The organism is Pedobacter sp. P26 (assembly GCF_050632135.1).
Classification (GTDB): Bacteria; Bacteroidota; Bacteroidia; order Sphingobacteriales; family Sphingobacteriaceae; genus Pedobacter.
The window spans coordinates 6,065,027-6,080,959 of sequence record NZ_CP192574.1; the positions used below are offsets into that span (position 1 = coordinate 6,065,027).

Below are 15,933 nucleotides of genomic sequence, written 5' to 3' on the forward strand. Positions count from 1 at the left end.
AACTTTCCTTTAACGATTATAATTTAACTTGTAAACCCAAACTAAAGGTTCGTGGAATCGGCACCGAACCAAAATCTATATTTCTTAGTATCGTTGATTGCCCGCCAGAATTTAACTCAGGATCGTAACCTTTATAGTCGTCCCATGAGATAAGGTTTCTACCGCTCACCGTTACAGTAAGGTCTCTTAGGAATTTTAGCTTGCCTATATTATAGCTCAGCGAAATCTCTCGCAACTTAACAAAAGATCCATCATCAATCCTCCACTCCTCAATCGCATAAACTCCGGCAACATATCCCCTGGGCAACTCGCCAAGTTGCTCTTGTTCGGCTACTTTACCATTTCCAACACCCTGGCGGGTTCTCCAATCGGCATTCCAAACGTTTCCGCCTTGTACCGCATCAAACTGTACATGCAGATTCAGTTTTTTATAGGTAAAGTCGTTTACAAACGACATGTTATAATCAGGATTTGGATTACCGATTACTTTACGAAGCGTTGTTCCGGTAGGCAAACCATTTGCATCGCGTTGTGGAGTAAACGTAGTGGCAGAATTTTGAATTCCCTTTTCTATCTGAGGAATTCCTGCTGCATTTGTTAACAGACTTCCATCCGGATTACGCGCAAAAAAGGTTCCATAGAACACGCCAATGGCTTCACCATTTATAATCGCTACAGGAGCGCCTGGATTTGTACTAAACAATCTTAAACCACCTACATCAAGTGCCGTATTTCTATTCCTATTGAAAACAACTGAAGTGTTCCATTTAAAATCCTTCCCATCAACCGGAGTTCCATTCAACACAAGCTCAATCCCTTTGTTCCTTAATGAGCCTATGTTATCTAATAAGCTGGAAAATCCTGTTGAAGGTGCCTGCACACTGGCAATCAATAAATCGCTTACTTTTTTATTATACCAGTTAAATTGTAAACCTAATCTGTTTTTGAAGAAAGATAAATCTGTTCCCAGTTCCAATTCGCGTTGGCGTTCTGGTTTAACATTTTCGTTAGCTAAAGTCGCACTCGAAAATAACGAAGCTCTACCCAAAAACGATTGTGTAGAATAGGCATTGATCCTATCATAAGCACCAATACCGGTCAAGTTTCCTGATTCTCCATAAGCCGCTCTTATTTTAAATGTATCCCACCAATTAGAAACATCAAAACTTTTCCAATAATCAGCTGAGGAAAGCACATAACTTAAGCTTCCTTTCAAGTATTCCTGTGTGCGGTTATCAGCCCCAAAAACTGAAGATTGATCGACCCTTAAGGCACCCGTAACAAATAAATGATCTTTATATTTAAAATTCTGCTGGATATAACCTCCACTTACAGACAATTCTGTTCTTCCATCTACACTTGGAAGCTGTGTTGCAGCAGCATTTACCGTTTCGATTAATGGGGCTAAACCTCTGCCATTTACCAACTGATATCTGGTTTTTTCATATTGAAACGAATAACCAACCTGAGTGGTTGACGAAATCAGCTCTGATAATTTAGCCTGATAAGTTGCATTAAACTCATTGTTAAACTGAAAAGCATTGTTAGTTGCTGCACTTGCGTAGCCATTTAATGTACCATCTAAAGCCGCACCACCACCATAAAAATCTGGATTTACGTTATAGGCAAATGGCGGAATGTAGGTTGACCCACTCTGACCAGAATTATCAACACCTAAAGTAAAATCTAAGGTTAAATTTTTTACAGGGTACAATTTCAAATTGGCATTGGCAATAATGCGGTTGGTTTCCTGACGCTGTTTAATGTCTTCTATCACCGACACAGGGTTCACCCTGCCACGTTCTCCAACAGCCATTAAATTACCATTAGCGTCTCTGGCAAAAATATCATGAATGTTCCCGATAATGGTAACAGAATTCATTGGCGAAAAAACGAATTTCCATCTGGCTTTTCATTGGCCGAACTGCGGATATAATTTAAGCCGGCACTCAATTTTGCCCATTCAGTGATTTTCTGATCGATGTTTGCTCTGAAATTATAGCGTGTAAAATCGGTATTTTTAATAATTCCCTGATTACTGAAATAAGCTGCTGAAGTATAGTATTTTGTATTTTCATTACCACCGGAAACAGAAACCGTATTATCTGTACCTGTAGCAGATTGAAAGATGTAATCCTGGTAATTATAACGATTGGTAGGGATGGTTTCCTTTTGCAGAACCGCCGGATCGCCAACTGTTTGGATTACGTCTTGCGTAGGAAAGTTAGTAGGCGTACCAAACCTTACCGGAGATTCGTTCACCTCAACCTGTTTACGCAAATGGCTCAATGTTAAACTTGTGCTGAAATTAACCTGAGCAGCACCACTTACGCCTTTTTTAGTAAAGATCTGAATTACTCCGGAATTTGCCCTCGAGCCATAAATGGCTGCAGCTGCAGCTCCGTTTAATACTTCAATACGCTCAATATCTGCCGGATTGATATCAACCATCCTATTCTGCCCAATGCTTCCAACAAAGTTTCCGCCATCATAATTGGCTGAGGTATTGGTAACTCTGGTAGTTGAATTGTTCACGATTACACCATCAATAATGTAAAGCGGCTCTGATGATGAATTTACAGAGCTAATGCCTCTTAAACGAACAGACAAGCCCCCTGCAGGATCGCCAGAGTTTTGGCTGATCTGAGCACCAGCTGTTTTTCCCTGTAAAGACGAAAGCACGTTACCACTTGGGGCTTTATTCAAATCATCACCTTTAACGGTACTTATATAACTTCCCAGTTCTTTTCTGGTTGTTCCCTGCGAAGTTCCCGTAACAATTACCTCGTCTAAACCAACAGCATCTGCACTTAGGGAAGTACTTAGCTGAACCTGATTGCTTGACGCAAGATCTATCGACTGTGCTTTACTCTTGTAGCCTACGTAAGAAAACTGAACCTGATATTTGCCGGGGGCCAAATCTACTGCAAAGGTATATCCGCCATTCGAATTGGTACTGGTTGCTAAATTAGTATTGAGAATTTTAACAACAACGCCTGGGATAGGTTCATTATTCGAAGCATCAGTCACTTTACCACTAATGGTATAGCGTTTATTCTGTGCCTGAACCATTTCTGTAAACAGTAGCAGCAGAAATGGGATCAACAAAATCGCGAAAAATCCTGGTGACCATTTTAGGTAACTTTTTTCCATAAAATTTGGTTTTGTGTTAGAAGATTAGTGTTGAAACAAATTTAGCAAAATACCATATAAACCAATTTTTTAACCTGTATAAACTGATTTGCAAAATTGCGCCTACTTAAGCAGGTAAACTGATTTTACCCATGCAGACTGAAGGTACACCTTGCCGGCTGCCAAAATTAATTGGTTCTCCACACAGGGTCTCATTGGCCAAAACAGCAAATAAAACAGCCTCTTTTGCATCGGGATTAATATTTAAATCTTTAGTGGTTAGAAATTTGCAAAAAGGCAATTGTGTTTGAAGAAGCTGAACAAGCAGCGGATTATGCATTCCGCCACCACTCATAAATACCTGCACACACGCATCATCCCCAAAACAACGTTTTATTGCATTGGCAATCGTTTCTGCTGAAAAATGGCATAAGGTTGCCATTACATCTTCTTTGCGCAGATTTGTGGTTGAAGACTGTTCTTGTGCCTTTATTAAATATTCCAGGTTAAATAGTTCTGGTCCTGTGGTTTTAGGAAAATCCAACTCAAAAAAACTGCAATTCAATAATGCAGATAACAGATCTGGATTAAATTTACCAGCCAAAGCGACACTGGCATTTTTATCATAGAACTGATTAAAATGTTGTTGCATGTACTGATCCATCAATGTGTTACCAGGCCCAACATCCGTTGAAAAAATTTCACTGGCATCCATACGACCCGGCAAATATGTGAAGTTTGCTATACCGCCAATATTCAACATTACCCGATCTTCACCAGCCTTCGAAAACATTAAATAATCTCCATATACAGCCAGAGGTGCGCCTTCTCCACCCGCAGCCAAATGTTTCTGCCTAAAATCAGAAAGGGTAATAATTCCGGTTTTAACAGCAATATGATCGCCGTCGCCAATCTGTAGTGTGCCATTAGGATAATCGGCCAGTTTGTGCAAAGATTTTGGTGCGTGAAAAATGGTTTGTCCATGACTGGCGATAAAATCAATGTCCTCATTTTCATACCCCCATTCTTTTATGGCTTCATTGATCAATTGAGCATGAATATTTGCAATGTGCTCATTCATCAGGCAAACCAATTGTAAATCGACTTCTTTTTTAGAAAATATGACCTTTATTTTTGCTCTGAAATCATCTGTATAATCGCCGGTTTTAAAATTTAAAACTCGGATATCTGTTTCGGCACCGCTTTTCTTAACCGAACAGAGGGCAATATCCAGTCCATCCATAGAAGTTCCACTCATCAATCCGATAATTAAACGTTCTGACTTGCCTGCTTTTGAGTATAACTTTTGGATATGTGTGTTCATATTAATTTTTATCTTAAAAGATCAAACGTTTGTTTGCCCCTTAACCTGATTTTATGTAAATACTTGCAATAAATGTAAATAACCTTTGTTAAAAATTGGGCATAACTCTCTATATTTACTGCTCCGTACATTAAAATCCATATAAAAAAAATGGCTAGATTAAATCTACTGGAGGAGACACGTTTCGAGAAATTACCTGTAAACGTGTTCGAAAATCCAAAAATTGCTTCAATTAATGTGGCACATCGCATTGCCGAGCTCATTAAATCAAAACAAGCAAACAACACACCTGCAGTACTGGGCTTAGCAACAGGTGTTACCCCAATTGCAGTTTATGCCGAACTGGTTAGACTGCATAAAGAAGAGGGATTAAGTTTTAAAAACGTAATTACTTTTAACCTGGATGAATATTATCCAATGGCGCCAACTGCAGCGCAAAGTTATGTTACGTTTATGAACGAAAACCTTTTCAATCATATCGATATTGACAAAAAAACGTTCACATCCCCGATGGTACGCTTGCACTGGAGGATATTCCTGCTTTCTGCCTGGAATACGAAAAGAAAATCGGTGATCTCGGCGGTCTTGACATCCAGATTTTAGGAATTGGGCGTACAGGTCACATCGGGTTTAACGAGCCAGGCTCTGCGCCAAATTCCGGTACCCGTTTAGTAACTTTAGATGATTTAACACGCCGTGATGCGGCTCGCGATTTTGGTGGAAAAAGCTTTGTACCAACAAAAGCCATTACCATGGGTATTGGTACCATTTTCAAAGCAAGAGAAATTATATTAATGGCCTGGAGCCGTAAAAAAGCTTCAATCATCAAAAAAGCTGTTGAAGGCGAAATTTCAGGAGAGGTTCCGGCAACATACCTTCAGCTTTCTGACCATGTAGAGTTTATCCTTGACGCACCTGCGGCTTCAGAACTGACCCGTTTTGACACCCCATGGCTGGTTAAAGATTGCGTTTGGACAGATGCATTGATCCGCAAGGCAGTAATCTGGCTGGCCAACACATTAAAAAAACCGATCTTAAAATTAACGGAAGACGATTACAATAATAACGGTATGGCCCAACTGGCTACTGAAAAAGGACCAGTTTATAACATCAACATCCATATCTTTAATAAATTACAACATACTATAACTGGCTGGCCGGGTGGCAAACCTAATGCGGACGATTCTCAGCGTCCGGAAAGAGCTGAGCCTGCTAAGAAGAGCGTGATTATTTTTTCTCCTCACCCGGATGATGATGTGATCTCGATGGGCGGTACTTTTCTACGGCTGGTTGATCAGGGGCATGATGTGCATGTTGCTTACCAAACCTCGGGTAATACTGCGGTATGGGATGATGACGCACTTCGTTTTGTGGAGTTTAATGTAGATTTCACTGAGAAGATGGGCATGGACAATACGCACCTAAAGGATCTTTATAACAAGATGAGAACCTTTATTGAGCATAAAAAACCAAACCAGATTGATACACCAGAGATCCAAACGGTTAAAGGACTCATCAGAAAAGGCGAAGCTATTGCCGGTGCAAGATATTGCGGTTTAGAAGATGACCACATCCATTTTCAGGCACTCCCTTTCTACGAAAGCGGTAAGGTTCAGAAAAACCCGGTAACTGATGCTGATATCGAACTTACAATAGCCCTATTGCAACAAGTTAAACCTCAACAGGTTTATGCTGCCGGCGATTTTGAAGACCCTCATGGAACGCACATTGTTTGTTTCAAAATTATTTTAGCAGCATTAGAACGATTACGTAAAACTGAAGCCTGGGCGCAAGATTGCTGGTTATGGATGTACCGCGGTGCATGGCATGAATTTGAAACTTATGAAATAGAAATGGCGGTTCCAATTTCTCCACAAGAGCTTGAACGCAAGAAATATGCAATTTTCAAACACCAGAGTCAGAAAGACAGAGCGGTTTTCCCTGGCGATGACTCAAGAGAGTTCTGGCAAAGGGCTGAAGATCGTAACCGTGATACTGCAAAGGCTTATGATGAGCTTGGACTTGCAGAATACGAAGCGATGGAAGCTTTTGTTCGCTGGAAGTTTGAAGACTAGTTTAAAATAAACACTAATCCTGCTTTGTTAGCGCAAAGCAGGTTTTTTTGTCCCTCTAAGTTCTCATGTTGAGCATAGCGAAACATCTTTAAAAAAGTCAAGTCATCTAATGAAGCGCAGTGAACTTCCCGGAGAGACCTCCCTACCGGTTGCCGTCACCCTAAACAACCAGTCAAAGTTTTATTATCCAAAATCTCTTTTTTTTGAAAGCAGTGTCTGCAGTTCTTCGGTCACTATAGTCCTGCCCTTTGCTTAATCCCGATAAAAAACGACAAAACAAATTAACCTTAAATCGGGATAACGCTGTCGGTCAGGTTTATTGAATATAAGGCTTTGCTATTGTGATCAATACTTTCTTCAGTGAAACAGTCTGGCTTAATCAAATCGCTCCGTGTTTCCGAGCCTCCGTGGCAAAAATAAATATCTATTCCCAAAACTGTCATGCTGAGCGCAACGGAGCATCTGTTAAAGAAGGGGTCACTAACAACATAAAACACACCTAAAAAAGATCCTTCACGTTGTTCAGGGTGACAAATCATTATCCCGCCAAATCTTATTTATTTCTCATTCTAAAAACAATACTCTAAATTAGTTTGCTGAACCCAAATAAGCTCATCATGCCCGAACCTAAACAACGATTGCTATCTCTGGATTTTTTTAGAGGATTAACCGTAGCCTCGATGATCTTGGTGAATAATCCGGGCAGTTGGGGGCACATTTATGCGCCTTTAGAGCATGCAGAATGGAACGGCTGTACCCCCACTGATTTGATTTTCCCATTCTTTTTATGGATTGTTGGCGTTTCTATTGCCTTTGCCATGAGCAGTAGTAAAGCAGATCCATCTACACATCAAAAAACAATTATTAAAGCCATTAAACGTGGTATTATACTTTATTTACTTGGTTTCTTCCTCGCGATATTCGGAAAGATCATCAGTGGAATAATGGATAACAGATCCCTCTGGGAAGCCTTTCAAACCGTTAGATTATTGGGCGTTTTGCAACGGATAGGCATTGTTTTCATCATTAGCAGCATCATTTTTATCAAGGTTTCCAACAAAACCATTTTTAAAACATTAATTGTAATACTCGCCGCTTACTGGGCATTAATGACCTTTATACCAGTCCCTGGAGTTGGGTATCCTAATCTGGAAAAAGAAATCAATTTAGCAGCCTGGATAGACCGCGGAATTTTAACAGAAGCACATACCTGGGCATCATCAAAAACCTGGGACCCGGAGGGAATTTTAAGCACATTACCAGCGATAGGTACCTGTTTATTTGGCATTCTGGTTGGCGTTTGGATGCGTAGAAAAGATGTAGACAATCCAACCAAAGTGGCCTGGTTATTTACGACCGGTATTGCGGCAGTTATTTTAGGCTTACTTTGGGACCTGCAGTTCCCAATCAATAAAGCCTTATGGACAAGCTCTTACGTGTTATATGCAGGTGGACTGGCTTCCATTGGATTGGCACTTTGTTACTGGATTATCGACGTTCAGGGCTACAAAAAATTCACCACTCCCTTTGTTGTATATGGTGCAAATGCCATTACTGTTTTCTTTCTGGCGGGATTAATGCCAAGGGTATTAAACCTGATCCAGCTAACCAAACCAGATGGCACCAAAACCGGGTTATTGGTTCGGTTCTACGAAACCTGTTATACGCCATTTTTTAGCCCAATAAATGCTTCATTGGTTTGGGCCATAACCTATGTATTGGGTTTTTATGTATTATTATATTTTATGTATAAAAAAAACATTATTATTAAGGTTTAGTAAAAAAATGCTATAATTGATTTGTCCCTCTCTTCTCCATTGAAAAAGAAAACTACCATATATGATATAGCCGAGGCGCTCGACATTACAGTATCTACTGTTTCCAGGGCACTTAGTGGCTTTCCGGCAATAAGCGATACCACCAGAAAGGCTGTTGTTGAAATGGCTAAAAAACTAAACTATAGTCCAAATAAACTCGCATCAGCATTAAAATCTGGCAAAACCCATATCATTGGTGTAATTGTGCCAAGTGTACAGGCACATTTCTTTGCATCTATTATCCATCGCATAGAAGATGGCCTGAAAGACAGTGGCTATCGTGTGATTATCTACCAATCCAATGAATCTGTTGAGAATGAAATTAATGGCGTAAGAACCTTACTGGAAGCACAGGTAGATGGTATTATGGCTTCAATGTCTTTAGAAACAAAAGACATTTCGCACTTTGGAGAAATTATTAAGCAGAATAAGCCCCTGATATTATTCGACCGTGTAAATATAGATTTAAAAGTGCCAACCATAACCCTTGACGATTTTAAAGCAGGCTATATTGCTACAAAACACCTGATCGATCAGGGTTATCAAAAAATTGCTTTTGTAACTACTGTTCACCAGATTAAAATTTTTAACGATCGGTTGGAAGGCTATAAAGCAGCCTTAGCAGACCATAACCTTCCTCTGATAGAAGACCATATTATTTTTGGCGGTTTATCCATTAAAGACGGCCGGTTTGGTGCGGGTAAGTTAATGCGCAGCAGCAATAAACCTGATGCTATTATTGCTGGTGATGATTTTACGGCGCTAGGTGTAATTAAAAAGTTGAAAGAGATTGACAAAACACCACCTCAGGTTGGGGTAATTGGTTTTGCCAACGAAGCATTCTCCGCATACATTACGCCCAATCTATCTACAATTGATCAGCATGCCTCAAAAATGGGAAAAGAATGTGCTAAAATGTTTCTGAAAATGATTAATCAGGAGAACCCATACACCAATATGGAGCATATTGTACTCGACCCGGCGGTTGTAGAAAGAGAATCGACAAATAAGAAAGTCGTCATCTCGACTGAAGCATAGGGAAACGGAGAGGTCTACTCAGGTAGACTTCCCGACTTCGTTGCACTCCGCCCGAAATGACGGTAAGTCCAGCGCAATTATTACTTCGCTAAAGGAACTTCAACGCCGACCGGCCCACTAGGTTCACTCTCATTTTTTAACCGGTCTAATGCCGTTACGAGATAGCTGTAACGTTTTCCACTTTCTACACTCGTATCAATGAATGAAAGATAATCTTCAAAGCTTATTTTAACAATGTTCTTCGGATCAAGTACCGAAATTTTCTCGCCTTCGTTAAATCGGTAAACTACAAATCCTGAAGCCGTTTCCCCATCTTTAGCCTTTAACGGGAGCTGCCATTTTAAATGTACACCATCTTTTAGTGCATCAGCTGTTAATGCCTGAGGCTCATTTGGCGGCACCTCATCCAGCCATGGCATTTGCGGCGGCAGAGCAGGGTATTTATAGAGGTCGTTCTTTAGCGAATCGCCAACTGCCTTTGCGACCGTGCTTAATGATTTAGAACTAAAAAACACGCTACCCTGAATTCGGTTATTATCTCTCAGGTATCTAATCTGTTTGGGTATTTCGCTTAGGTTTTTCCAGGCGGCTTCAGCCCTCGAATTTACCAGGTAAGCGCCCTGCCCAATGTAAACATGCCTGTCAAAGTTATTATTGCTCCACCAATCAACTAAAACACCATAAGGCGCAACTCTTCTGGTAAACGTAAAATAAATTTGAGGATTAATGTAATCTACCCAGCCTTCTCTAACCCATTTACGGCTATCGGCAAAAAGTTCTGCATAATTGGATAGGCCACTGGTTGCAGAGCCTTCCGGATCTTCGTACTTATTTTTCCAGATCCCAAACGGACTGATCCCAAATTTTACCCATTTTTTATAATGGTGGATACTATCATCAAGCTGTTTGATGAGGAGGTCGACATTGTTGCGCCTCCAATCTTTGATATCCGAAAAATTATTAGGGTATTTGTAAAAAGTATTGCTATCGTTAATCGTTTGCCCTTCTAGTTTATAAGGATAAAAATAATCATCGAAGTGAATACCATCAATATCATAACCCTTTACCACATCTAAAATTACCTGAACAATATATTCTCTCACATCGGGAATACCCGGATCAAACTGTTTTTTACCACCATAGGTAAAAAACCAATCGGGATGTTTACGATAAGCATGGTTTTCGCTTAATACAGTTGAGCTGCTCATACTGGCTCTGTAAGGATTAAACCAGGCATGGAGCTCCATTCCCCTGAAATGGGCTTCTTTAATGGCAAAGGCCAAAGGATCATACCCAGGTGCTGGCGCCAAACCCTGTTTCCCCATCAACCATTGACTCCATGGTTCTCTGGATTTTGCATAAAATGCATCGGCTGCAGGCCTAACCTGCAAGATAATGGCATTCATTCCCTGGCTTTTATGTCTTTCTAAGATACCAATCAGTTCCTGCTTTTGTTGATCTATACTTAAACCAGGCTTCGATGGCCAGTCTATATTGGTAACAGTGGCCACCCAAACACCTCTAAACTCCCTTTTTGGTGCAATTTTTGATAAAGGTTGTGCATTTAATATATAAGGTAGTACAGTTAAGGATAAAAGTGCGTATAGGAAGTTTTTAAGCATTATTTCTGTCTTATTTTTTATTCAGGTTGTGTGTCTGTGTTGATTTGAATACAAATGAACATTAGCAAGTAAACGATTTTTTTTAAAAACTCTTATAAGTTTTTAAAAAAATTTAATTTGCGCCCGGCTAAAATTAATTGTGTACCCCCACTTACCTATGGAGAACAAAAGTATATTAATTTATAGAAGATACAGCGTTATTAAAAATGGAATCACAAAAGATTAATAAGGGTGATAGAAACAAAATTTACTTCCTGGTCATCGTTATTGCTGCTCTAATAGGCACAAATGCTTACTTGTTTTTTAAAGACCGAAAACAAAGTGAAAGATTTGTTACCGTTAGTACAGAGAAGGATAAGCTAAGGCTTGAGGTAGAAAAGATTGAGGTTGAGCTGGATAAGGTTAATGCATTGAACCTAGATTTAAATGATAAGCTTGTTGAAGAACAGAAGCTTGCCCGCATAAAAATCGATGAACTTAAAGCCGCTTTAGAAAAAAACCAGATCACCCAAGCCGAAATCGACAAAGCAAATGCACAAATTAGCGAGCTGAAAACATTTGTAAAAAACTACAATGATCAGATTATTCAGCTTCAGAACGACAATATTTTTCTAAAAAACAGTCGCGATAGTTTACAAAATACCCTAAAAAACATCAGCAATAAGGCATCTAACCTGGAGAATGAAAACTCGAATTTAAATGCGAAAGTTAAAACTGCCGCAGCATTAAAACTTCAATCGGCCGAAATTATTGCTTTCAGAACAAAATCAAGTGGCAAGAAAGTCGAAGTGAGCAAATCGTCTGCAGCAGAGAAATTAAGCGTGCGCTTTAACATTGTGCCGAATCATTTAGCAGAAAAAGGACATCATAACATTTATCTTCGGGTATTCGATCCTGCAGGAAACCTGCTTGCTAACGAGGAAAACCATTTTGAGGCTGATGGGCAGGATATGCAGTTCAGCCATTCTATTTTTATTGACTACAATAACGATGACAGCACCTATGTTATCGACTGGGCAAACCCAAAGCCATTTATAAAGGGCATATATACCGTAATTTTATATGCTGATGGTAATACTATGGGCAAGGCACAAGTGGAGTTGAGATAATACACCATCTGATTAACCATATTTATTTTTTATTTTAAGGTAAAGGAAAGTTCAGATAGAATGTTGTCCCTAAGCCACTTACAGAGGTAAACTTAACTGAACCGCCTGCATTTTCTACAGCCTGCTTAACAAACGCCAAACCTAAACCTGTACCCGATGTTTTTGTAGTGAAGTTAGGTACAAATATTTTATCCTGCAGGGCCGGTGGTATTCCTTTTCCATTATCCTTTATTTCTATATATGCATTTGTCGCATCTATATATATAATGATAGTAATACAGCATAACGTTTCTTCGTCTATAGCTTCTATTGCGTTTTTAAGCAGGTTATTAAACGTCCTTAAAAGCTGATCGTGGTCTGCCATAATTTCGATGTCCCTGTCGCTTTTATTGAGCACATCGATAGTAACGTTTTCAGTGCTTTTAAACACCTCTCTCGCCTGCTCAATAATCGGAAGTAAAGAAAGCCGCTCTAGATTGGTATCGGGCATTTTGGCAAAATTAGAAAATTCAGATGCGATTTTAGAAAGGCTATCAATCTGTTCTATAAATGATTTGCTAAACTTATTAAATTTCAGCTCGAAGTTCGGATCCTTTTCCTTCCACGACTTCTCCAGTAACTGAACACCTAATTTTAAAGGCGTTAGCGGATTCTTGATTTCGTGAGCAACTTGTTTCGCCATCTCACGCCAGGCACTCTCCCTTTCCGATCTGGCCAGCTTGATTGCACTATCTTCCAATGCAGAAATCATGTGATTATATTCCTTAATTAAAGATCCGATCTCATCATGCCTGCGCCATACAATAGGTTCATTCTTTTGCCCTATTTTAGTTTTACTAATACTTTCCTGAATAAAAGTTAAGGGATTGGTAATCTGATTGGCCAAGAATACAGCCAATACTCCAATAGCCACAAATACCAATGCGTAAAGATTAATCAGGTTACTTACAAAAAGTGCAAGTTTATCGCTATACTCTTCTTCGTTAGAATAATTTGGCAAACCAATATAAGCGATTGTTTTGTTCTGCGCATTTCTGATGGGGGCGTACGCAGCAGCATAAATTAAACTTCCAATGTTTTCCTTGGGATTAATATATTCTGAACGGTGTAAACCACTTAAAGAAAAGAAGGCTTTAGGCCCCATTTTTTTGCCGATAATTTTATAATTATAGAGTTTGGGATAAGTTGTCATGATCAGGTTGCCACTCAGGTCATATAGATTTAAATCGGCATTATTAATATCGGCAAAATTGTTAAAATCTGCAGCAGCATTCTCATCGTTTGTAATAATGCCATTATTAAAAACCTGCTTTTCAAAATTCTGCTGAACCTTTCTTATTTTATCCTTTAATATCGCATCCTGCTGTCCACGGTACTCATTGTTCATATAGTAGTAAGTTCCCCAGCCTACAATAACCAGCGTTGCCACTACCGCCAATACAATAGATACCTGGATTCTGGTTTTATACAAAATCTTATTGGCATTGATCATTAAAGATCTGTTGATACTGAACCAGCCTACTTTATCATCATCAAGGTTTTTGATTAACCATATTAACCCATAAAGCAACAAAGAGAAGATGATAAATATCAGAAAGAAAAACGACAGCGCGGCCAAACGTTCTACATAGTCTACCTTTTCTTTGCTAATGACAACCATTTTGCTATCAGTAGGTTTATAAATTAAATGGCTGTAATGAAGTTCATCATCATTGCTGATTATAAAATCATCTTTTTTACCTTTAAACGTGCTTCCATCTAAAGGATAGGTATAATTTCCAGACTGATTAAGCAATTTATTATTGCTGTACAAGGCGATAGAATACCCTTTAAAATCTTCGTCTTTGATCAATTTTTGATCTCCAAGGAGATCGGGTAGCCGATTGTTATAATTATATGGCTTCGACCGGAGTTCGAGAACAAGTGTACCCAATAAACTGCCGTTGTTGACAACCGAAATGATCCCAAAGTAATCCTGGTAGCCAAATGTATTGTTTACCTGATAAAAAAGTTAGAACCATCGATTTTAACAGAGCCAGCTTCCACCAGGTTTTTATACTTATTAATCGGCGGTGTATCAGAATTTTCTATTGCAGTCCCAGTTTTATCATAAGGATAAATCTGATAATCGTATCGGTTTAAATAGCCATCCAGGTAATCTTTAATATGATTTTTGAGCACCGCATAACCACCTTTCCGGTTTTGACTAAAATAGCTTTTCAGAAAACTATCTTTAACAATTTCATCGCCTAGAGTACCTAAAGCAACAATTGCATTAGGGTCTTCTGACGACTGCACTTTTCTGGCCAAAGGCTCGCGCAAACTTCTTTCTTTAATATCTTTATACTTAGTGTACTTAATAGAAGTATTAAATGCCAGACAAAAAAACACAATGGCAAACATGCCTATCGAAAAGTTTTTCTCTTTTAAATAAACGGCCCTCGCAACTATAAATAATACTAGCGCGAAAACGATAAAAAATGCATTAAAATCCACCACTAACTTGTAGATAAGAACGCCGGCAAAGCCGATCAGGAAAACAATGACCCGCTCTTTATTGCTCACATTTAACTGACTACTTATTGTTGCAGAGACAACAGTTATCAGGTAAATCTGAAACCAGGCCAAACATAAAATTACAATCCCTACCCAGCTGGTTCCACTGAGTTTAAGGATATTAACGATATCGAAATTAATTTTTGAGTTAAAGATTAATCCGAAGAAAATATCGTCGGTATCCCAAACAATTCGGCCAATCAACACCATTAACCCGGCCTGAATAACAATTCCAATTATTTTATTCCGTTTAATCCATTCCGGAAACTTATATTGTTCCTTATGGTTATACATAAACAAGAGTAACCAGGTAAGTGCGATTACGTTCAGCAGAAAATCGCCCAACGAAGGCATCAGGAAATTATCTGCATATATTCTTGGATCAAATAGATCTAAGGAAAACCTGTGATTAAACCAACCGTAATATAAATCTGTTAACCGGAAGGCTAAGAAGAAAAACAACAGCAAAAAAGTACCCCAAGCAATATGCCCACGCCTGGCTATGAACGAACTTAAAGAGTTAAAAAACATGCAGATGCATAACATACCTGCGATAAACAACCATAATTGTGTACCCGAATAATGGGTGTCTGCATCTCCAGGTTTTACTTTTAGCCCGAATAAAAATTTATTTTCGAGGTTTTTTATTACATAAACGTCCTTATCTGTAAAAGAGGCAAAGGTTAGTATTTTTGTTTTGGATAAAATAGGATCAATATCATTCTTAAAATACTTTGTTTCTTTAAAGGTATATTGAGATTGAATATTGATTAGAAAAACAAGACAAAAATTGCCCTGGGTACTTTTAATTACTTCGTACCAGCCGTTGTAAAAAAACAGTACCGAACTACCTTCTTTTATGGTAGTTGGATCTATTTCAGAAACCTTATAAGTACTCCAAAACTTAAGCTGATTATTTTGAAAGGTTAACAGATTTATTCCATTATTCTCGCGATAAGATGTAATAAAATCAATCGCATTTTTAGGATTCAGATGAAATTGTTTGGCTTTGGCTACTTCCTGCTTATTGGCCAGAAATGTTTGAACGGCTTTTTCCTTGAGTAAAATTTTCTGCTGAATTTCTTCTGCATCGTGCTCTAACAGTTCACCCCTGGTGGTAAACCTGCTTAGCGAAATAGAAGTCGCAATGAGGCAACAGCCCAAAACAAGCAATAGAAATCTTATTTTTACACCAAAGCTCATTTTCATCTACGGATAAAGATATTAAATATTGATAAAAAACAACGCCATAAACAGTTG

The 15,933-nt window shown here is 38.9% G+C and carries 9 protein-coding genes and 1 pseudogene; 4 read left to right on the top strand and 6 right to left on the bottom strand.

The window, feature by feature from the left end; translation table 11 throughout:
- Window positions 1-16: 16 nt before the first annotated feature.
- The 3 genes from ACQ86H_RS28265 to ACQ86H_RS28275 form a co-directional block, all read right to left on the bottom strand.
- Window positions 17-1,882 (bottom strand): TonB-dependent receptor domain-containing protein, encoded by a 1,866-nt coding sequence (locus ACQ86H_RS28265; RefSeq protein ID WP_431293230.1) that lies wholly within the window; start codon window positions 1,880-1,882, stop codon window positions 17-19.
- The gene (locus tag ACQ86H_RS28270; protein WP_431293231.1) at window positions 1,879-3,153 is read right to left on the bottom strand and encodes a carboxypeptidase-like regulatory domain-containing protein; all 1,275 of its coding nucleotides are present in this window, start codon (window positions 3,151-3,153) and stop codon (window positions 1,879-1,881) included. Before ACQ86H_RS28270 ends, ACQ86H_RS28265 begins: the two co-directional genes overlap by 4 nt.
- 106 nt (window positions 3,154-3,259) lie before the next feature.
- On the bottom strand, window positions 3,260-4,456 hold the full coding sequence (locus ACQ86H_RS28275; protein ID WP_138819397.1) for an anhydro-N-acetylmuramic acid kinase: 1,197 nt from the start codon (window positions 4,454-4,456) through the stop codon (window positions 3,260-3,262).
- Between the two features lie 150 nt (window positions 4,457-4,606).
- Between ACQ86H_RS28275 and nagB the strand changes: the two are divergent.
- The 3 genes and pseudogenes from nagB (at window position 4,607) to ACQ86H_RS28290 (ending at window position 9,386) form a co-directional block, all read left to right on the top strand.
- Window positions 4,607-6,531: pseudogene (nagB, locus tag ACQ86H_RS28280) on the top strand (glucosamine-6-phosphate deaminase).
- Window positions 6,532-7,148: 617 nt separating this feature from the next.
- Window positions 7,149-8,309: an acyltransferase family protein gene (locus ACQ86H_RS28285; protein ID WP_431293232.1), complete on the top strand. Its 1,161-nt coding sequence runs from the start codon at window positions 7,149-7,151 to the stop codon at window positions 8,307-8,309.
- A gap of 39 nt (window positions 8,310-8,348) precedes the next feature.
- Window positions 8,349-9,386, top strand: a complete 1,038-nt coding sequence (locus ACQ86H_RS28290; protein ID WP_431293233.1) for a LacI family DNA-binding transcriptional regulator — start codon at window positions 8,349-8,351, stop codon at window positions 9,384-9,386.
- Window positions 9,387-9,466: 80 nt separating this feature from the next.
- On the opposite strand, the gene ACQ86H_RS28295 is transcribed toward ACQ86H_RS28290, so the two are convergent.
- The gene (locus ACQ86H_RS28295) at window positions 9,467-11,008 is read right to left on the bottom strand and encodes a glycoside hydrolase family 10 protein (protein WP_431293234.1); all 1,542 of its coding nucleotides are present in this window, start codon (window positions 11,006-11,008) and stop codon (window positions 9,467-9,469) included.
- A gap of 206 nt (window positions 11,009-11,214) precedes the next feature.
- Here ACQ86H_RS28295 and ACQ86H_RS28300 point away from each other — a divergent pair, with 206 nt between their 5' ends.
- Window positions 11,215-12,117, top strand: a complete 903-nt coding sequence (locus ACQ86H_RS28300) for a hypothetical protein (protein WP_138819392.1) — start codon at window positions 11,215-11,217, stop codon at window positions 12,115-12,117.
- A 34-nt stretch (window positions 12,118-12,151) separates the two neighbouring features.
- On the opposite strand, the gene ACQ86H_RS28305 is transcribed toward ACQ86H_RS28300, so the two are convergent.
- Together ACQ86H_RS28305 and ACQ86H_RS28310 are read right to left on the bottom strand one after the other, a co-directional pair.
- A complete protein-coding gene (locus ACQ86H_RS28305) occupies window positions 12,152-14,050 on the bottom strand; it encodes an ATP-binding protein (protein WP_431293235.1) in 1,899 nt (632 codons plus the stop codon).
- Window positions 14,051-14,112: 62 nt separating this feature from the next.
- The gene (locus ACQ86H_RS28310) at window positions 14,113-15,882 is read right to left on the bottom strand and encodes a hypothetical protein (protein WP_431293236.1); all 1,770 of its coding nucleotides are present in this window, start codon (window positions 15,880-15,882) and stop codon (window positions 14,113-14,115) included.
- Between the last annotated feature and the right edge of the window lie 51 nt (window positions 15,883-15,933).